16 protein-coding genes, 1 tRNA gene and 1 pseudogene are annotated in these 18,178 nt (G+C 62.7%); 8 read left to right on the top strand and 10 right to left on the bottom strand.

The features are described 5' to 3' along the window. Window positions 1–33: 33 nt before the first annotated feature. The 5 genes from H2LOC_RS19545 to H2LOC_RS19525 all read right to left on the bottom strand — a co-directional run bounded on the left by H2LOC_RS19545 (window position 34) and on the right by H2LOC_RS19525 (window position 7,240). On the bottom strand, window positions 34–675 hold the full coding sequence (locus tag H2LOC_RS19545; protein ID WP_136494344.1) for a phosphoribosylanthranilate isomerase: 642 nt from the start codon (window positions 673–675) through the stop codon (window positions 34–36). Between the two features lie 165 nt (window positions 676–840). Continuing rightward, window positions 841–1,845: a hypothetical protein gene (locus H2LOC_RS19540; RefSeq protein ID WP_136494343.1), complete on the bottom strand. Its 1,005-nt coding sequence runs from the start codon at window positions 1,843–1,845 to the stop codon at window positions 841–843. Window positions 1,846–2,063: 218 nt separating this feature from the next. Beyond that, window positions 2,064–2,390, bottom strand: coding sequence for an antibiotic biosynthesis monooxygenase family protein (locus H2LOC_RS19535; RefSeq protein ID WP_136494342.1), 327 nt, complete (start codon window positions 2,388–2,390; stop codon window positions 2,064–2,066). A 36-nt stretch (window positions 2,391–2,426) separates the two neighbouring features. Beyond that, the gene (locus tag H2LOC_RS19530; protein ID WP_136494341.1) at window positions 2,427–3,839 is read right to left on the bottom strand and encodes a mannose-1-phosphate guanylyltransferase/mannose-6-phosphate isomerase; all 1,413 of its coding nucleotides are present in this window, start codon (window positions 3,837–3,839) and stop codon (window positions 2,427–2,429) included. Window positions 3,840–3,994: 155 nt separating this feature from the next. Continuing rightward, window positions 3,995–7,240, bottom strand: a complete 3,246-nt coding sequence (locus tag H2LOC_RS19525; protein WP_154331735.1) for a helicase-related protein — start codon at window positions 7,238–7,240, stop codon at window positions 3,995–3,997. A gap of 996 nt (window positions 7,241–8,236) precedes the next feature. Here H2LOC_RS19525 and H2LOC_RS19520 point away from each other — a divergent pair. From H2LOC_RS19520 to rfbG, 3 genes are all read left to right on the top strand, one after another. Further along, window positions 8,237–8,554, top strand: coding sequence for a YnfA family protein (locus H2LOC_RS19520; protein ID WP_136494340.1), 318 nt, complete (start codon window positions 8,237–8,239; stop codon window positions 8,552–8,554). A 181-nt stretch (window positions 8,555–8,735) separates the two neighbouring features. Further along, on the top strand, window positions 8,736–9,506 hold the full coding sequence (gene rfbF, locus H2LOC_RS19515; RefSeq protein WP_136494339.1) for a glucose-1-phosphate cytidylyltransferase: 771 nt from the start codon (window positions 8,736–8,738) through the stop codon (window positions 9,504–9,506). Continuing rightward, the gene (gene rfbG, locus H2LOC_RS19510; RefSeq protein WP_246206909.1) at window positions 9,470–10,627 is read left to right on the top strand and encodes a CDP-glucose 4,6-dehydratase; all 1,158 of its coding nucleotides are present in this window, start codon (window positions 9,470–9,472) and stop codon (window positions 10,625–10,627) included. The genes rfbF and rfbG overlap by 37 nt, the downstream gene beginning before the upstream one ends. A gap of 37 nt (window positions 10,628–10,664) precedes the next feature. Here rfbG and H2LOC_RS19505 read toward each other — a convergent pair whose 3' ends face one another. Continuing rightward, window positions 10,665–11,015, bottom strand: coding sequence for a hypothetical protein (locus H2LOC_RS19505; RefSeq protein ID WP_136494337.1), 351 nt, complete (start codon window positions 11,013–11,015; stop codon window positions 10,665–10,667). Between the two features lie 167 nt (window positions 11,016–11,182). On the opposite strand from H2LOC_RS19505, the pseudogene H2LOC_RS21435 reads away from it, so the two are divergent. Continuing rightward, window positions 11,183–11,307: pseudogene (locus H2LOC_RS21435) on the top strand (transposase); the annotation flags it as partial. A gap of 158 nt (window positions 11,308–11,465) precedes the next feature. Next, window positions 11,466–13,793, top strand: coding sequence for a Tex family protein (locus H2LOC_RS19495; protein WP_136494336.1), 2,328 nt, complete (start codon window positions 11,466–11,468; stop codon window positions 13,791–13,793). Window positions 13,794–14,036: 243 nt separating this feature from the next. Here the strand turns inward: H2LOC_RS19495 and H2LOC_RS21845 are convergent, their stop codons facing one another. Continuing rightward, window positions 14,037–14,150 carry an SEC-C metal-binding domain-containing protein gene (locus tag H2LOC_RS21845; RefSeq protein WP_246206908.1) on the bottom strand — a complete coding sequence of 38 codons (114 nt, stop codon included), beginning with the start codon at window positions 14,148–14,150 and terminating at the stop codon, window positions 14,037–14,039. Window positions 14,151–14,257: 107 nt separating this feature from the next. After that, window positions 14,258–14,331 (bottom strand) — tRNA-Gly (locus H2LOC_RS19485). Between the two features lie 197 nt (window positions 14,332–14,528). Here H2LOC_RS19485 and H2LOC_RS19480 point away from each other — a divergent pair. From H2LOC_RS19480 to H2LOC_RS19470, 3 genes are all read left to right on the top strand, one after another. Beyond that, entirely contained in the window at window positions 14,529–14,894 is a 366-nt protein-coding gene (locus H2LOC_RS19480; protein ID WP_136494334.1) for a TIGR02300 family protein, read from the top strand. Window positions 14,895–15,728: 834 nt separating this feature from the next. Continuing rightward, window positions 15,729–16,145: a Ros/MucR family transcriptional regulator gene (locus H2LOC_RS19475; RefSeq protein ID WP_136496907.1), complete on the top strand. Its 417-nt coding sequence runs from the start codon at window positions 15,729–15,731 to the stop codon at window positions 16,143–16,145. A gap of 217 nt (window positions 16,146–16,362) precedes the next feature. After that, entirely contained in the window at window positions 16,363–16,953 is a 591-nt protein-coding gene (locus H2LOC_RS19470) for a L,D-transpeptidase (protein ID WP_136494333.1), read from the top strand. Window positions 16,954–17,276: 323 nt separating this feature from the next. Here H2LOC_RS19470 and H2LOC_RS19465 read toward each other — a convergent pair whose 3' ends face one another. Together H2LOC_RS19465 and H2LOC_RS19460 are read right to left on the bottom strand one after the other, a co-directional pair. Next, window positions 17,277–17,531, bottom strand: a complete 255-nt coding sequence (locus H2LOC_RS19465) for a hypothetical protein (RefSeq protein WP_136494332.1) — start codon at window positions 17,529–17,531, stop codon at window positions 17,277–17,279. Window positions 17,532–17,689: 158 nt separating this feature from the next. Beyond that, window positions 17,690–18,070 (bottom strand): gamma-butyrobetaine hydroxylase family protein, encoded by a 381-nt coding sequence (locus tag H2LOC_RS19460; protein ID WP_136494331.1) that lies wholly within the window; start codon window positions 18,068–18,070, stop codon window positions 17,690–17,692. Between the last annotated feature and the right edge of the window lie 108 nt (window positions 18,071–18,178).

Raw genomic sequence — 18,178 nt, 5'->3', positions numbered from 1 at the left:
CCCGCGAAGAAAGCGGCGCAGGCATCCTGAAGGCTATAGGCTCGTCCTTGCCCGCGCGGCGGCGACGAAGGCCGCGATCAGGCCCGGGGCCTTGACCCCGCGCGATTTTTCGACGCCCGAGGAAACGTCGACGCCGGGGGCTTTCGATATCATGAGAGCCTGCGCGACATTTTCGGGATCGAGGCCGCCGGAGAGCAGCCAGGGCTTTCCCGGGGAGGCTCCCGCAAGGAGCGACCAATCGAAAGCCACGCCATTGCCTCCCGGCAGCGTGGCGTCAGGAGAAGGCTTGGCGTCGAACAGGAGAATATCCGCGCTGGCGTAACCTTCCGCCCTGAGCAGATCCTCTGCGCTCGCGACGCCGATGGCCTTGATGATGGGGAGACCGAAACGGGCCTTGATCGCCTCGACCCGGGCCGGCGACTCCCCGCCATGGAGCTGCAGAAAATCGGGGCTTAGCGCGGCGACGATCGCATCGAGCGCCTCGTCGCTTGCGTCCACCGTCAGCGCGACTTTGGCAATCCGGCCTGCGGCCTGAGCGCCGAGGCTTTGCGCCGTTTCGAGGTCGATATTGCGTGGACTCGTCTCGAAAAAGACGAACCCGGCCATGTCGGCGTCGGCGGCGATGGCCGCCTCCAGCGTTTCCGAGGTCTGGAGCCCGCAGATTTTGACGATCACGCCTGTGCTTCTCCGTTACGAGCGTTCCTAGTCGCGCTCGCACTTCGCGATACGCAAACGCTATTTCTGGCACCAGTTGTAGCTTTGGTCGATCAATATAGGGGTTTTTTGATCGGCATCGACGCTAAGGAATAAGGCGATAGCGGAAGGTTTTGGAAACCCCTTTTACCATAACAGACCATCCTCGTCGTCGTGCATCAGCACGGCTTCAGCCTCGCAGTATTGTCTGTTCATAGACTGGGTCTCCAAAAAGGTCATAAGCAGTTTTTCGACCGGGAATGTCCTCATGAAAAGATACGAATGCGCTGTCCCCGAATCCGGGTCAAAACAGCAAAAGCTTTCAGCGACCGCTTTGGAAAAGGTCCACGAAGAGAAAAATTTCGGCGCGCCCACGCGCCAAGGGCCTTCAACCGACGCTCCCCGAAACAACCGGACGTGCGATTTGCCTAGCAGTTGGAAAAGCGCGCGAACAAATGCAAGGCGCTCCAGAAGATAAGCTCGACGGTGACGCTTATCGCCCAATCCAAGGAAAAGGTTCCTGTCACGTACAATCGAACCGGAAAATTTCTTCAGACCCATCTCTGCAAGCACGATCTTCATGCCCTTAATCCATTCCCCGGAATGGGGATTCAGGACATAGATTTCCGACGTCAACCGCTCCTGCTCTGTAAGCCCTCGCAATTTCATGTAGTCCTGCAACGCAGCTAAAGCGTGAATCGATATTTCTTGAACATCGGTTTCGAATGAAAGCTCAGAAAATCTTTGTCTCGTACAAAGCCAGTCCTGAATTTCAACCGTCCGCTCAGCTAAGCATTTGTCTATTGCGTCGGATTCAGCCCCAGATGTGTCGATGACCAACTGGAGCTGGAATTTTTTGATCAACCTCTCATAATCGGTTACGATTGCCGGAGACTCTTTGCGACTGCCAATCTCGAACTGAAATTTACGCACATCTTCTATTTGCACATCCCAAAATTTCCCGCTGTCTTCAAAATCGAGAATCCTCCAGCGAAAATAGCCTGATTCAGCAGAAACGCTCTCTATTCGCCCTGGAGTCCGCCTGCGATCCCGCAGGCGGCAAGCATTGCCTTCCACCAGCAATTCAAGCGTTCCGGGCAAGAACTCGTGATCTGGACGCGTATTTGGATTGAATTGATGGAATGGCTTCATACGACCGCGGCTCCGTGCCGTGAACATTGAAGACAGGTGACGCGGATTTTGAGAGCTGTTTGGCGCGAATGCGCTGAACGGTCGGGCGGAGATGGAGAAAACCTTCGCCAAATCGCTGATTGAGTAGTCGTCGGGGTCCCGCGCCCGGCGCAGCTCGACCTCCCGGCAAAGGGGTAGAAGCGCCGCGCATCAAACGGTTACGCACTCACCCAATTACCCTACGGCCCCTCGTATTCGCGCTCGACCCTCGCGATGCGCACATGATATTTTTCATACCAGCGCGTCTTGCCCAGCCGCTGCGCCTCCCGATGCAGCGCATCCGCCTTCCAGGCCGCGATCGACGCCTCGTCGGCGAAATAGGCGACGGTTATCCCGAAGCCGTCGGCGCCCCGCGCGCTTTCATATCCGAGGCATCCCGGGGCGCTGCGGACCTTTTCCGCAAGAACGGCGGCCATTTGTTCATAGGCGCCGTCCAGATCCGCCCGCTTGGAGGTGAAAATCACCGCATAATAGGGCGGAGGCGGCGTTTGAGCGAAATCCGGCATAGGCGCCCCCATCGACGGGCGCGCCTATCCGCGCCGTCATCCACGATTATAGACGTCCTGAAAGCGGACGATGTCGTCCTCGCCGAGATAGGAGCCGGTCTGCACCTCGATCAGCTCGAGGTCGATTCGGCCGGGATTGGTGAGGCGGTGCTTGCAGCCGATCGGCAGATAGATCGACTCGTTCTCATGGACGAGATGCACTTCCTCGTCGCGGCCGACCTCGGCGGTGCCCTTCACCACGATCCAATGCTCGGCGCGATGAAAGTGCTTTTGCAGCGACAGCCTCTCGCCCGGCTTCACCACGATGCGCTTGACCTGATAGCGCGAGCCTTCGTCGACCGACTGGTAATAGCCCCAGGGACGGAAGATGCGCTTGTGCTCTCCGGCCTCGCGGCGATTGTCGCGCTTGAGCTGCTCGACCAGCTGCTTGACCTTGTCGCCATGCTCGTGATGCAGCACCAGAACGGCGTCCTGCGTGGTCACGACGATGACGTCATCGACGCCAACGACGGTGGTGAGGGTCTCGTCCGAGCGCACATGGACATTGGAGGCGTCCATCACCACGGCGTTGCCGCGGATCGAATTGCCCTTGGCGTCGCGGTCTGAAAGCTCCCACACCGCGCGCCAGTTGCCGACGTCGGACCAGCCGATGTCGGCGGGTATCAGCGCCGCCTGCTCGGTCCGCTCCATTACAGCGTAATCGATCGAATTTTTGGGGGCCTGCTCGAAAGATGCGGCGTCGAGGACCAGAAAGTCGAGATCGGTCTTGGCGGCCTCGATCGCGGCTTCCGCGGCTGCGAAGATCGCGGGCTCGAATTTGGCGATTTCGCGCTGCATGACGTCGGCGCGGAAAATGAAATTGCCGCTATTCCAGAAATAGCCCGCCTCGACATAACGCTGGGCGGTGTCGCGGTCGGGCTTTTCCACGAAGGCTTCGAGCTTGAGAACGTCGCCCTCGGCGGACAAGGGCTTGCCGGGCCGCAAATAGCCGTAACCCGTCGCGGGCGAGTCGGGCTTGATCCCGAGCGTGACGATATAGCCTTCCCTGGCGGCGACGGCGGCCTTTTTGCACAGGTCGACGAGACCGGCCTGGTTGCGCACCACATGGTCGGCCGCAAGCACGACGACAATGGTGTCTGGCGAGCGACGCGCCGCAAGGCCGGCGGCGACCGCCACGGCCGCAGCCGAATCACGCCGCGAAGGCTCGAGCACGATATCCGCCTGGGCGTTGATCTCGCGCAGCTGATCCGTCACCATGAAACGGTAATCGACATTGGAGATGACGACCGGCCGCTCGAAGGCCGGATCGGACAGCATCTGCATGGTGGATTGGAAAGTCGACCGCTCGCCCACCAGCGTGATGAACTGCTTGGGAAGTGTGTCGCGGGACTCGGGCCAGACGCGGGTTCCGGCGCCGCCGCACATGATCACGGGTAGAATTTTGGTCATAAGTCGCCTTTCGATGATCTTGGGCGAAACACAAGGGCCAGGCCCGGCAGGCGGGCGTCGGGCCGTCGCCGCTCTCTATTACAGAGGCAGTATCTCTCTGGCCGCGCCGCGGGAGCGGCGGGCCCAAACCCATATAAATCGCCGGGACAGGCGGGTCAGTTCTTGCCTTTTTTCTCCAGTTCGGCCTTCAGCGCAAGCAACTTGGCGAAAGGCGAATCCGGATCGGGCTGGCGCTCCCGCTTCTCCGGCGCGGAAAAAGAACCGCCCGGACGGCCGCGCCGCCCCTCGTCCCTGTTGTCCCTGTTGCCTCGATATTCGCCTCGCGCTCCCGAACGCGGCCCCTGGGCGGCCTGGCCGCCGCCCCGGGACCCGCCCTTCTGGCCTTCCGGCCTCGGACGGCTTTCCTGGCTCCGCGCTGCTGCGGTTTCTTCCTTGCGCTCCCCTTGCGCATGATCCCGCCGCGGCGGACGAGCGGCGCCTGCGTTTTCCGGGCGCGGACGACGATGACCGCCCTCTTGCCTGCGCGGGGCGACGGCCGGATGACGCTGCATGGTCCAGACCTCGATCGTCTGGGGGGCGGCGTCGGCCGCAGCCGTTTCGCCGGAGGACGCCTCGGAAACGGCGGCCTCGTCAGCGGGGGCGGCCGCCTCCTCGGCGGCGGGCTGCGACGCTTCCACGGCGGGCGCTTCCACGATCTCCAGCGGCGCGACGGCAGGCTCCACGATCTCGGCAGGCGGCGCTGCTTCCGCAGCGACGGGTTCGGCCGGCGCAAGCTCGGCAGGGGATTCTGCGCTCGCCGTTTCTGCGGATTCGGGTGCAGGCGCGGCGGCCTCGGGCTCTTCCCCCGTCGGGGTCTGGCTGACGGGTTCGGTCGCGGCGGCGGGAATGATCGGAACCGTTATCGCGGGCCCGGGCCTTTGCGTCGAGACATAGCCCAGGGAGCGCAGGATAGAGGCGAAAGCCTCGCCCGCACATCCGGTCAGGGAGGTCATGGCTACCGTGACGACGAAGCCGTCGGCGTCCGCCGACCCCGCCGGAGGTTCGCCGACGCTCGTTCCCGGCCTGTAGGAGACGGCGGGTCGAATCAGATCGGCCAGACGCTCCAGAATATCGACCCGGACCACCCGCTCGCCGCAGACGCGGTAGCCGGCGGCGCGATAGAAGCCTTTGGAGATGGAGGGGTCGGCGGCGAAAGAGGTTCTGCCCGAGGCGGCGAGATGAGGCGCTTCCTCCAGCCCCTTGGCGCTGTCGAGACCACCGTGGCGAAGCGCCCAGAGCAGCGCGGCGAGCGAACGCGGCGCCGGCTTCAGCAGCAACGGCAGATAGAGATGATAGGCGCCGAAACGCACGCCGAGCTTGCGCAGGGCGGCGCGCTCCTCCTGGGTGAAGTTCTTTACTTCCTTCGCCACGCGGCTGCGTTCCAGCACGCCCAGCTCTTCCGCGATCTGGAAGGCGACGCCGCGCGGGGCGCCGGTCAGGCCTTCGCCGGCTTCGAGCTGCTCTAGCGGCCCGAGGAGCTTCTTGACCCTCTGCGCCAGCCACAGCTCCAGGCGCTGCTTGACCTTGTCGAGGACCGCGCCGGTGAGCTGCTCGTCGGCGAGCACATGAACCGTGGGCTTCAAAACCCCGGGTCCTTCGGCGATCTTGCCCACTGGCTCCCCGAGCCAGCGGATCGTTCCGTCGTTGCCGAGCACGAAAGCGTCGTCCACCGCGTCGAAGACGCGGGTGGCGCGAGCGTCGAATTCCCCGGCCAGGGCCTTTTGCGCGGCGGCGTTCAGCGCCTTGGCCGCTTCGCCGGCGGCCGCCGGATCGGCTGTAAAGCGGAAGCCCTGCAAGGAGCCCACATGCTGACCTTCGACAACGACGTCGCCAGAGGCGGTTATTTCGGCTTCGAGCATTGCATTCTCTCTGAGGCGGCGCATCAGCACGCTGGTGCGGCGATCGACAAAGCGCTGGGTGAGACGTTCATGCAGCGCGTCAGATATCCTGTCCTCTACCTGACGAGCGACGCTCTGCCAATGGCTGGAATTTTCGAGCCAGCCGGATCGATTGGCGACGAAGCTCCATGTTCGCACCTGCGCGAGCCGATTGGCAAGGGTAGAGATGTCGCCGTCGACGCGGTCCATCACGGCGAGCTGGCGCGCCATCCAGTCCTCCGGAATCCTGCCGCGCCTGACGATAAAGCCGAAGATCGAGCCCGCGAGCTCGGCGTGCGCGGCCGGGGAAGACTTGCGGTAATCGGGAATCTGGCAGGCTTCCCACAGGCGGGCTACGTCGGCGGGCGCCCTGGCGTTGCGGCGGACGTCCTCGTCCCGCATCAGGGCTTCGAGCGCGAGCTGATCCTCCTGAACCGGGGCGCGGACGAGGCAGGGATCGTCGGGCGAGACGTCAAGAGAGGCGGCGAGATCCCGGGGAGTGGAAAAATCGAGGTCTGGATTGCGCCACTGCAGGGTCGTGACCGGATCGAAGCGGTGATCCTCGAGAGCCTCGATCAGGTCTTCGTCGAAAGGCGGACAGCGCCCGGCGCCGCCGAAGGTGCCGTCGTTCATGTGCCGGCCGGCGCGCCCGGCGATCTGGCCTAACTCGGCGCTGGTGAGGCGACGGAAGCGCCAGCCGTCGAATTTGCGGTCCGAGGCGAAGGCGATATGGTCGACGTCGAGATTGAGCCCCATGCCGATGGCGTCGGTGGCGACGAGATAATCGACGTCCCCGTTCTGGTAGAGATCGACCTGGGCGTTGCGCGTCCTCGGGCTCAGGGCGCCGATGACCACCGCGGCGCCGCCTTTCTGGCGCTTGATCCATTCGGCGATCGCATAGACCTCTTCGGCCGAAAAGGCGACGATGGCGCTTCTGGGCGGCAGCCGCGAAATCTTGCGGTGACCGGCGTAGGAGAGGCGCGAAAGCCGCGGCCGCGAGAAAATCGGCGCGCCGGGCATGAAGGCCTCGATCAGCGGCGCCATCGTGCTGGCGCCGATGAGCAGGGTTTCCTGGCGCCCGCGCCATCGCAACAGCCGGTCTGTGAAGACATGGCCGCGGTCGAGATCGGCCGCGAGCTGCACCTCGTCTATGGCGATGAAATCCACGTCGACGTCGCGGGGCATCGCCTCCACGGTCGCGATCCAGTAGCGGGGAGCCCGCGGCTTGATCTTCTCCTCGCCAGTCACGAGCGCCACATTGTCGGCCCCGATGCGCTGAACCACGCGATTATAAACCTCGCGCGCCAGCAGCCTGAGCGGAAGGCCGATCATTCCGCTGGGGAAAGACAGCATGCGCTCGATGGCGTGGTGGGTCTTGCCGGTGTTGGTCGGCCCGAGCAACGCGCAGACTCCGGCGAGCCGCGCATCGGCCCGCCCCGGATAAGGCCGGATTCGAGCCGCCTGCTCGCCGAGCAGCTCACCCATCGTCTCAGGCTGCGTCCGCCGCCTCTCCGCCTGTTCTGTCACCCGCTACCCCGGCGCCGAACTCTTCAAACCCGCGCGGAGCCCGAACGAAACCCGGGCAGTCGCGGCCAACTTGCGTAGTTTTGTTTCATAAAGGAACTTTTGCAGCAGTGCGATTTTACTTTTCGAACAAGCTGGGAACGAATCGCGCCCGAATCGCCGACCTCTCCCGAGTCCTCTTTCCGTTCCCGCCATATGATGACGACAGCCATAGCGAAACACCACATATAGGCGTTGCAGCGCTCTGCGCAAAAAAAGCGGATCGAGCGAAGCTTTCGAGGCGGCTCGTTAATGTCAAGCACGCCTTTTTTAAGGTCTGGATTAACCCTATGGCGGAAGCATGAACGAAGCCGGCACGAATCGCTGCTCGGCGACTGTTGGCCGTGCGTTCCGACTAAAACTTGCGGAGCGAGGCGTTCGCGCCGCAAGATCTGGATGCGGCCGGGCGCCGGAAAGATGCGAGAGGGTTAATGCGGCGTTCGAAATCGGGACGCCGGTTTCAAAGCCGGGTTTCGCCGAGGGCTTAACCCGGCCGCGCAGGATTCCGGCCTCGCGGTTAATCTTCGGGGCCAAAGGAGAACATAACCCGCCCGAATCACGGAATTCGTCCCGTTGGCCGGTTGTTCTCTCGATATCTTGCGCCCGAGCGGGACCAATCCCCCAAAGCTGGAGGCTGGCCGACCTTGCGCCTGCCGTCGCTCCCGACGTTCGCCGCCGGCGCTTTTTACCGCTGCGTTTCGAACTGGGCCAGATAGGGATCGCGCCGCCGTGCGCGGCGGTCTCGCGCAGCCACAGGATTAACCGTTACGGAGCCGATTACGCGCGAGAATGCGCCCCGTCTCCGGACGCCTGGGCCGCCGGCGTGAAAGATCTGGCGCAGGATTTGGTTCGACGGCGGGCGCGCTGCGGCGCTGGCGCGGATCACAAAGGTTAACGGGCGTCACGGGAGGCGTCGAAATGAGCTTTTTCTATTTTCTGGTCGCGGGCTGCTGCGAGATAGCCGGCTGCTGGTGCTTCTGGGTCTGGCTGCGGCTCGGCCGCTCCGCGCTCTGGATGGAGCCCGGCCTCGTCAGTCTCGCCATATTCGCCATGGCCCTTGCGCGGGTCGACTCCGCTCTGGCCGGCCGGGCCTTCGCCGCCTATGGCGGCGTCTATATAGCGCTCTCCCTGTTCTGGCTCTGGGCCGTGGAAGGCGCTCGCCCCGACGCCTATGATCTCGCGGGGGCCTGTCTTTGCTTGCTCGGCGCCGGATTGATCGCGCTCGCTCCGAGATGAGCGGATTTAATGACCGGGATTGTTAATGATCTGTGCGGTCTGCGCCGGAGCGTTAAGCGAAGCATTAACCGGTTTCCGCTCATTATCGAATGAAAGAATCCAGTCGTCGGTCCGGGCGCGCGGCGCTCAGCGGAGCCCCGCTCCGCACGGCCCTTGCGAGAGCTTTTGAAGAACACGGGCGATGAAGGTAGTCATTCTGACAGGCGGACTGGGAACGAGGCTCGCCGAGGAAACCTCGGTGCGTCCGAAGCCTATGGTCGAGATCGGCGGCAGGCCGATTCTGTGGCACATCATGAAGACCTATTCGGCTCACGGCTTCAATGAATTCGTGCTCTGCCTCGGCTATAAGGGCTATTATATAAAGGAGTTCTTCTCCAACTATTTCCTGCATATGTCGGATGTGACCTTCGACATGCGCACGCGCGCTATGGAGGTTCATCGCGAAAATGCGGAGCCCTGGCGCGTCACGCTCGTCGACACCGGCGACAATACCCAGACCGGCGGACGCCTGAAGCGCGTCATCGAGCATGTCGCAAACGAGGAAGTCTTCGCGCTGACCTATGGCGACGGCGTCTCCGACATCGATCTGACCGCAGAACTCGCCTTTCACAAGTCGCATGGGAAGCTCGCGACCGTCGCCGCGGTCCGGCCGGCGATGCGTTTCGGCTCCATGACCCTCGACTACGACAGCGTCACCGCCTTTGCAGAAAAACCCATCGCGGAGAGCGGATGGGTCAATGGCGGCTTCTTTTTGCTGTCGCCCAAGGTCGCCGAACTGATCGAAGGCGACTCGGTCGTGTGGGAGCGCGGTCCGCTCAACGAACTCGCCAGAATGGGCGAGCTGCGGGCCTTCGTGCACGACGGCTTCTGGTATCCGATGGATACGCTGCGCGACAAAATCTTTCTCGAAGAAGAATGGTCCTCGGGCCGAGCGAAGTGGAAAATCTGGTGATCTCGTCATCGTTCTGGCGCAATAAACGCGTCTTCGTCACCGGCCACACGGGGTTCAAGGGGTCATGGCTCGCCCTGATGCTGGCGCGGCTCAACGCGCAGGCGACCGGCTATGCGCTGGAGCCGCCGACTGCGCCCAATCTGTTCGATCTCGCGCGCGTCGGCGACGTCATCGACGACATTCGCGGCGACATTCGCGATCTTGCGTCCTTGCGCGCCGCCATGTCCGCCTCCGCGCCGGAAATCGTCATTCACATGGCGGCGCAGCCGCTGGTTCGCGCCTCCTATGAAGACCCTGTCGCGACCTACGCCACCAATGTGATGGGCACGGTGAATGTGCTGGAAGCGGCGCGTGCGACCCCGGGCGTGCGCGCCGTGCTCGTGGTCACGACCGACAAATGCTACGAGAACAAGGACTGGGTCTGGGGATACCGCGAGACCGACGCCCTCGGCGGACATGATCCCTATTCCAACAGCAAGGCCTGCGCGGAACTCGTCGCCAGCGCTTTTCGCAGCAGCTTCTTCGCCGGGGCCGGAGCGGCCCGGATCGTCACCGCGAGGGCGGGAAACGTGGTCGGCGGCGGCGATTTCGCCGTGGATAGAATCATCCCCGACGCTTTCCGCGCCTTTGTCTCGGATCATGCGCTACATTTGCGAAATCCCCGGGCTGTACGCCCCTGGCAACATGTTCTCGAGCCGCTGACCGGCTATCTCATGCTGGTCGAAGCCGCGCTCGACGATTCGAAGCGGATCGACGGCGGCTGGAACTTCGGCCCGGGCCCGGCGAGCGAACAGAGCGTCGAGGCGCTCGTGACCCGCTTCATCGAGGCTTTCGATTCCAGCGCCCGCTGGACTCAGGACAAGGGCGAGCATCCCCACGAGGCCAATCTTCTCAGGCTCGACACCGCCAGGGCGCGCGAGCTTCTGGGCTGGTCGCCCCTGCTCGATTTCGGAGAGACGGTGGAATGGACGGCGCGATGGTACCGCGCCCTCGCCGACCGCCGGGACATCAGAGAGACGACCTTCAATCAGGTCGACGCCTATCTCGGCCAGCGCGTGCGGCTGGTTTCGCCTTTTTCCGGCGAGGAGGGGGCTCAAGCTCCGCTGCAACGGCAGGCCTAGGTTGTGAACCCATGAAGGAGAAGGCCGCGAGGGCGGGTCATGCGACGGGGGGCCCGCGCTCAAACCGCCATTCAGCAGCGAAGCATTCGAACGTGCTATCACGAAGGTAGAAGAGGAAGTGCCGCTTTTCCGGCATCAACGTCGTGAGTTCGCGCCAGTCCGTAGGCTTGAGCCGCTGGTCGTCTTCGCCAAGCAGCTCATAAAACTCACCCCAAGCCGGGGCGGCTTTGCTGTAGCGGCACTGGCCAGCATGCCAGCCTTCGTCGTTGGTCGACCCCAGCCGCCATATGGAGCACTCCTCGAAGGTCAGGCATCCCTTCTCGTCCTCCTCGGCGTCGTAAGCCCATGCGTTCAGGAAGAACGTCAGTCGCACCGTGGAGCCGCTCACTGCCACCTCTTCGCAAGGTGCATTGGGCTCCGCATTCCAATCGTCGTTTAGGCGCTTGAAAGTTGGGTTCGACATCGCCGCATCATGCCGACAAACATTATCGAAGCCAATCCTGTCGCGATCCGATGCTCCTTTCGAGGAGCCGGAGAACGTTATTCAGCGTCGGCATGAGCCGATATGACCTGACCGACTTCGAGTGGCGCGTGGTCGGCCGCCGCTGCCCAATAAGCCGAGAGGCGTGCCGCGCGTCGATGACCGGCGTGTAATAAATGGCGTCTTCCAGGCGCTGCGACCCTGAGTTTTGCACAGAAAACTATTATCCCGGCTCGCCGCGCCGGCATTTCTCCCCGATTCGGGCGCAGGCTCAGGTCTCGGGCGCCTGCGTCTTTTGACGGGACGCGGACCCAGGCGCTAAAAGCCGCCCCTCTCCTTCCTAGTCAGGGATAACGAATGACCACGATCGTCGAACGCATCAGCACGGAACTGGCGGCCAAACCATGGCAGGTGGAGGCGGCGGTCGGCTTGCTCGATGGAGGCTCGACCGTGCCCTTTATCGCCCGCTACCGCAAGGAAGCGACCGGCGCGCTCGACGACACCCAATTGCGCCGCCTCGAAGAACGCCTGCGCTATTTGCGGGAGCTCGAAGACAGGCGCAAAACCATCCTCGAATCGATCGAAGCGCAGGGCAAAATGACCGACGCCTTGCGCGCCGTGCTTCAGGAGGCCGACAACAAGGCCCGGCTCGAGGATATTTATCTTCCCTACAAGCCCAAGCGTCGCACCAAGGCGCAGATCGCAATCGAAGCGGGTCTCGCCCCGCTCGCCGAAGCGCTTCTCTCCGCTCCGCAGAACGAACCCAAATCCCAGGCCGAAGCCTTCGTCGACGCCGAGAAGAACGTTGCGACCCCCGAGGCCGCGCTGGAAGGCGCACGCGCCATTCTCGTCGAACGCTTCGCCGAACACGCAGACCTCATCGGCCAGCTGCGCGAGATTTTCTGGACCCATGGCGCGCTGAAATCGAAAGTGCGCGAAGGCAAGGAAACCGCCGGAGCGAAATTCTCGGATTATTTCGAATTCTCCGAGCCGCTGGCCAAATTGCCGTCGCACCGCATATTGGCGTTGTTCCGGGGCGAGAAGGAAGAATTCCTCGATCTCGAACTATCGCCCGAGGCGGAACCGGGGATTGCCGGCTACGAAAGCCGGATCGCGCGCCGATTCGGCGTCGAGGATCGCGGCCGTCCGGGCGACCGCTGGCTGACTGAGACCGTGCGCTGGGCCTGGCGCACCAAGATCGAGCTGCATCTCGCTGTGGACGCGCGCGCAAAGCTGTTCAAAGCGGCGGAGGACGAGGCGATCAACGTCTTCGCCGGCAATCTGCGCGATCTTCTTCTTGCGGCCCCCGCCGGCGCCCGGCCGACGATCGGGCTCGATCCCGGCTTTCGAACCGGCGTCAAGGTCGCGGTGGTGGACAAGACCGGGAAAATCGTCGCGACCACCGCGATCTATCCCCATGAGCCCCAGCGCAAATGGGACGAGGCGCTCGCAATTTTGGCGAGACTCGCCCGCGAGCACAAGACCGAGCTCGTCGCGATCGGCAACGGCACGGCCTCACGCGAGACCGACAAGCTCGCGTCCGAGCTGATCGCGAAAAACCCGGAGCTGAAGCTGACCAAGGTGATGGTCTCGGAAGCGGGCGCTTCGGTCTATTCCGCCTCTGAATACGCCTCGCGCGAATTGCCCGATCTCGACGTCACCCTGCGCGGCGCGGCCTCCATCGCCCGCCGCCTGCAGGACCCGCTCGCCGAGCTGGTCAAGATCGAGCCGAAATCCATCGGCGTCGGCCAATATCAGCACGACATCTCCGAGACCAGGCTGTCGCGCTCGCTCGACGCCGTGGTCGAGGATTGCGTGAACGCGGTCGGCGTCGACGTCAACACCGCTTCGGCGCCCCTGCTCGCCCGCGTCTCCGGCGTCGGCGAGCTGCTCGCCTCCAACATCGTCGCGCATCGCGACGCGCGGGGGCCGTTCCGCAGCCGCGCCGCGCTCAAGGAAGTGCCCCGTCTCGGACCCAAGGCCTTCGAGCAGAGCGCGGGCTTTTTGAGGGTCATCGACGGCGACGATCCGCTCGACCGCTCGGGCGTCCACCCCGAAGCCTATCCGCTGGTGCGACGAATTCTCGCAGCGGCGCAGAAAGACATCCGTTCGCTGATCGGGGATTCGACCACCCTGCGCAGCCTCGATCCCAAGCGATTCGTCGATGAGTCCTTCGGCCTCCCGACCGTGACCGACGTGATCGCCGAGCTGGAAAAACCCGGCCGCGACCCGCGTCCGGCGTTCAAGACCGCCACTTTCCAGGAGGGCGTCGAGAAAATCACCGACCTGAAGCCGGGAATGATCCTGGAGGGCGTCGTCACCAATGTCGCGGCCTTCGGGGCCTTCGTCGATATCGGCGTGCATCAGGACGGCCTCGTCCATATCTCGGCGATGTCCAAGACATTCGTGAAGGACCCTCGCGCCGTCGCGAAGCCCGGCGACGTCGTGCGCATCAAGGTGTTGGAGGTCGACGCCCCGCGCAAGCGCATTTCCCTTTCCATGCGCCTCGACGACGCCCCCGGGCAGCAGACGTCGCAGGGAGGCGGGGCGGGCCGCGAGAACAATCGCGCGCGCGGTCCGCAGCAGACCGGAGCGCCGCGCGGCGACAAGCCGGCCGGAAACAGCGGTCCCGGCGGCCTCGGCGAGGCTTTGCTCGCCGCCATGAAGCAGAAGGGCGGACGTTGATCGCACCGGGCGCCGGCGCGCGAAACATCGCGCCGGCCCGCTTCACGACCCGAACCGCTCATACAGCTTCCGACTGATCGGTTCACGAGCGAAGCGCAGCGATCCAGAGCCGCGCCAGTCCTGCTGGATCGCCGCGGGGCTTACGCTCCTCGCGACGATGGCGCGAAGCCGCTTCATTCAGCCGGAAACCGTATCACTCTCTGAAAGTAATGGTCCCGCCGGACGCCGTCGTAGCGGCCGGTCTTAAGGCAGCAGCGCCTGAAAGCTCCCGCCCGAGCCGCAGGGGCAAGGGTCGGCGCGCCCCAGCTTCTCGACCAGCTCCTTGTCGCCATGGACAAGACGCAGGCCGCGCTTCACATGGGTTTCGGAGTTGAAGCCCTTACGGCGTTTGGATATTGGCTCGAAAGCAGGGAAGCCGGTCGAAATCCGTTTTCATGATCGCCTCCATAAATGCAGTTGAAAAATGGAGCGGGTGAAGGGAATCGAACCCTCGTATTCAGCTTGGAAGGCTGCTGCTCTACCATTGAGCTACACCCGCGCTGACACCGATATGCCAAGCCGCGCGACAATTGGCAATGGGTTAGTTGATCTCGACGCGTTCCGGGGCGACATTTAACTGCAACAAGGCGCATTTCCTATTTGACAGCGACGGGCGCGCAAACTAACCGGAGCGCCCGACGGCTTTTCACCACAGCGGGCGTTTCCACGCTGCTTCATCTCGAGGACCCAAGGACCGTGGCCAAACCCGAACTCGGCGCCAAGCGCCAATGTCAGTCCTGCGCGACAAAATTCTACGATTTCAACAAAAACCCGATCCTCTGCCCGAAATGCGGCGCCGCGTTCCAGCTCGCCCCCCTGGCGCGGGTGGCGGCGCGAGCCCACGATGAAGAGGCGGAAACGGAGAAGGACGAAGCCGAGGTCATTTCCCTCACCGAAGTCGAGGAAAGCGAAAACAAGATCGAATCGATCGAGATCGACGAGGATGTCGACATCGACGACGAAGGCGAAGCCGACGACACCTTCCTTGAGGAGGAAGAGGGCGAGGACGACGACGTCTCCGGCCTGATCGACGGCGACATCGACACCGACGAAGAAGGCTGATCCGCAGCCGATGGGGCGCCGGAGCCGGATCGCATTTTCGCGAAAGTAGACATCCGTCGCGAAGAAAATGCGCTCCAGCCCCACGACCTGGAGCATTTTCTCATTTTGCCGGACGCTTCCGTCCGGCCGGAAAACGCTCTAGAAATCGCAGCCCATCAATACTTTGCAGCGCAGTTCCATCGCATTACGATGCAGCCGAAGGCTTGAAGAGGTCTCCTGACGATCGACGGCAGGAGACCTTGCTTATATCCAGAGCCGGAACCTGCGGCGCCGAGACCTCCCGGCCTCGTCTTCAGATCGACTGCAAATATTTGATAAAACATGATTTTTAGGGCTCTCGAATGATCGCTGCGCAAGCTGCGGACGCCGAAGTCCTCGGCGCCAGGTCGCGCCCGCCCCTGGTTCAAAAACCCGACTGGCGCGAGACCCTGGAGCGCCCGCCGAGCCTGCTAAAAAAACGAACTCGCCGACTTGACAAATAATCAGCCTGTTTTGCACGCTCGCGTGAAACGCGCGGAGCCGTTTGGAGGAAGCGCGGGCCCAGTTGCAGCTTGACGGCGGGCCGCCGCACTTTTTGCAATCTTCAGTATGGAAGACAGCCCGCCCATGGGCGCAGACATAGTCGTTACAATAATATTTTCATCAACGAAGCAATGTTACCGTTTTATTAGTTGTTAAATTCTGTTTCCGGAGGTAAATTTTTGATTGTTCCGCCCCGAATCGACGGAGGGCGCCGCCGCCCCCATGTGTAGTTTTCGCCGCGGCAGGTTGGAACAGACCGACGAAGGACCTGTTCGGTCCCTGCGAAAGCAAGAGAAGGCGATGAGTGACGCAATGACGACCAACAACAATATCGAACTCGCGGCAGAGATAGTGTCCGCCTATGTGAGCAACAATTCTGTGCCCGCAGCCGATCTGCCCGGTTTGATCAATGAAGTTTACGGCGCCCTGGTCCGTGTTGGCGCGGGCGGCGCCGTCGCGCCGGCCCCAGTAGAGGCTCCAAAGCCTGCTGTCGCCGTGAAGAAATCGGTCACGAACGACTACATCGTCTGTCTCGAAGACGGCAAGAAATTCAAGTCCCTCAAGCGCCACCTGCGCACCCAGTACGGCCTGTCGCCCGAGGAATACCGCGAGAAATGGGGTCTTCCGGCCGATTATCCGATGGTGGCCCCAAATTACGCCAAAGCCCGCTCGACTCTGGCCAAGCAAATGGGTCTCGGGCAGCAGCGTCGCCGTCGCGGCTCGAAATAACCCGAGCCGGCTCGGATCGTCCGTCACACAGTCGCTTTTTCCCCCCGGCGCTGTTGCATGACGGCAACAGCGCAGAAACAAAAAACCGATTCAATCCGCCCGCTCGGATAGAGGCTTGCGCAGCCCGCTGGTCTGCGAGACATAGCCTCCGTCTCCGCAGCGCTTTTGCGCATTGGCGCGGGCGACCTTCATTGTCATCAATTGAACGGGGAAATGTATGCGGCGGCTTACTATGGCCTTGGTTGGAGCGTTCGGCGCTACGGTTTGCCTGCTTTCCGACAGCGCGGCGGCGAACGAAAACCCCTTTGCGAGCTTGTTCGAGCCGACCGTGGCGGCGCGACCCGCCGAGGGGCGTCCGCAGGCCAGCGCCATTCCGCGCGAAATCGTCCCTTACAGCGGGGGCTATGGTCCGGGGACAGTGGTCATCTCGACCGCGGAACGCCGACTCTATTATGTTCTGCCCAACGGGCAGGCCATTCGCTACGGCGTCGGCGTCGGACGCCCCGGCTTCGAGTGGTCGGGCTCCCGTTACATCACCCACAAACGCGAGTGGCCGGATTGGACCCCGCCGGCCCAGATGCTGAAGCGTCGACCCGACCTGCCTCGGCATATGGAAGGCGGCATCAACAATCCTCTCGGCGCCCGGGCGATGTATATCTCCGGCACGCTCTATCGCATCCACGGCTCCAACGAGCCGGAGTCGATCGGGCAGGCCGTGTCCTCGGGCTGCATCCGCATGACCAATGACGACGTCACCGATCTCTATGACCGCGTGAAAATCGGAACCCGCGTCGTCGTCCTGCGCTGAACCGGCCGACTCGAAGTGGCATGGCGGAGAGGCGCGACAGACGCGCCTGCGCTTTCCGTTCGTAACGTCGGAGCGACGCCGCTCCGGCCAGAACCGCGATCTTTCATACCGCTTCCGCGCGATCGCCTTGCGATCCGCAGAAGCGGCCGCCGCAAAAATCGCCGAACGGCATCGATTTTTGCGGCGAGCGAATACGAAATGCAGCTCTGGAGCATGTTCCCAAAAAGTGCGAAGCGGATTTTGGGAACATGCTTCGCCAATAAGTTTTGGAGCGCGTTCGACTGCGTTTAAACCGAACGCGCTCCAATCGAGCAGGTTTCGTATCAGTCTATCGACGAAATCCGGATCGGCGCGGCGACGTCGGCATAGGCTATTTTGATCCCGGCCTTCTGAACCGCGGCTTCATCGGGATACCAGGTCGACTCATGGTCGAGTCCGCCATATTTATTGAAGACCATCACATATTTGGCCTTGAAGTCCACTTCGCAGCGCAAGCCTTTGCCGGGCTGGTCTATCGGCCGCAGCTTGCCGTCCCAATCTACGAAAAATCCTTTTGAGGAACTGTCCGTCCCCGACATTGTCCGCTCCCGTCGCTAGAATGCCAAACCCTTGCGCGGGAAAGCATTATTGGCGCCAGCGCCTGAAACCGAGCCGGGGCGTCTCCATAACTCCTTGTTCCATTGCACTTTTTTCATGCGGACGGGCATCCGCTCCGCTCGAAAACGCTTGAACCGGCTCACAATTCTCCCGGCCTGTCGCGATCCAGCCCCTTGGCGGCGAGTTCATCGAGATAGGCCTGAAAATCGGCCTCCCGCCCTTCCCCCAGCTGGCGAAGGTAACGCCAGGTATAGATGCCGGTGTTGTGGAGGTCGTCGAAATCGAGCCGGACAGCGTAGTTGCCGACCTGCGCCACGTCGAGGATCGCGACATTGCGCTTACCGCCGACGGTCTTGCGCTCGTCCCGGGAATGGCCCTGAACCTCCGCGCTGGGGCTGCGCACCCGCAGATATTCGGCGCTCAATGTGAAGCTGGCGCCGTCGTCGAAACTCACGCGAAGCGCCTTGCCGTGATCGAGCAGGCGTATCTCGCTCGGCCAGGGTTCTCCTCCGACAGACATCCGACGCCTCCGCAGCTCTGCTCGCGCTGTTTTTCCCGTGTGACAGAAATATATGAATTGCTGAAACCCGGATAGCGCCCCTCTCCGAAAACATGGTATTCGCCCAGC

Source organism: Methylocystis heyeri (genome assembly GCF_004802635.2).
Classification (GTDB): Bacteria; Pseudomonadota; Alphaproteobacteria; order Rhizobiales; family Beijerinckiaceae; genus Methylocystis; species Methylocystis heyeri.
The sequence above is the reverse complement of the archived record's forward strand: the minus strand, read 5'-3'. Positions and strand labels throughout refer to the sequence as shown.

Bases quoted from the DNA above. Each gene is read 5' to 3' on its own strand.
- H2LOC_RS19540 (WP_136494343.1), bottom strand. From the start codon at position 1,845: ATGAAGCCATTCCATCAATTCAATCCAAATACGCGTCCAGATCACGAG.
- H2LOC_RS19535 (WP_136494342.1), bottom strand. From the start codon at position 2,390: ATGCCGGATTTCGCTCAAACGCCGCCTCCGCCCTATTATGCGGTGATT.
- H2LOC_RS19530 (WP_136494341.1), bottom strand. From the start codon at position 3,839: ATGACCAAAATTCTACCCGTGATCATGTGCGGCGGCGCCGGAACCCGC.
- H2LOC_RS19525 (WP_154331735.1), bottom strand. From the start codon at position 7,240: ATGGGTGAGCTGCTCGGCGAGCAGGCGGCTCGAATCCGGCCTTATCCG.
- H2LOC_RS19520 (WP_136494340.1), top strand. From the start codon at position 8,237: ATGAGCTTTTTCTATTTTCTGGTCGCGGGCTGCTGCGAGATAGCCGGC.
- rfbF (WP_136494339.1), top strand. From the start codon at position 8,736: ATGAAGGTAGTCATTCTGACAGGCGGACTGGGAACGAGGCTCGCCGAG.
- rfbG (WP_246206909.1), top strand. From the start codon at position 9,470: ATGGTCCTCGGGCCGAGCGAAGTGGAAAATCTGGTGATCTCGTCATCG.
- H2LOC_RS19495 (WP_136494336.1), top strand. From the start codon at position 11,466: ATGACCACGATCGTCGAACGCATCAGCACGGAACTGGCGGCCAAACCA.
- H2LOC_RS19475 (WP_136496907.1), top strand. From the start codon at position 15,729: ATGACGACCAACAACAATATCGAACTCGCGGCAGAGATAGTGTCCGCC.
- H2LOC_RS19470 (WP_136494333.1), top strand. From the start codon at position 16,363: ATGCGGCGGCTTACTATGGCCTTGGTTGGAGCGTTCGGCGCTACGGTT.
- H2LOC_RS19465 (WP_136494332.1), bottom strand. From the start codon at position 17,531: ATGTCGGGGACGGACAGTTCCTCAAAAGGATTTTTCGTAGATTGGGAC.
- H2LOC_RS19460 (WP_136494331.1), bottom strand. From the start codon at position 18,070: ATGTCTGTCGGAGGAGAACCCTGGCCGAGCGAGATACGCCTGCTCGAT.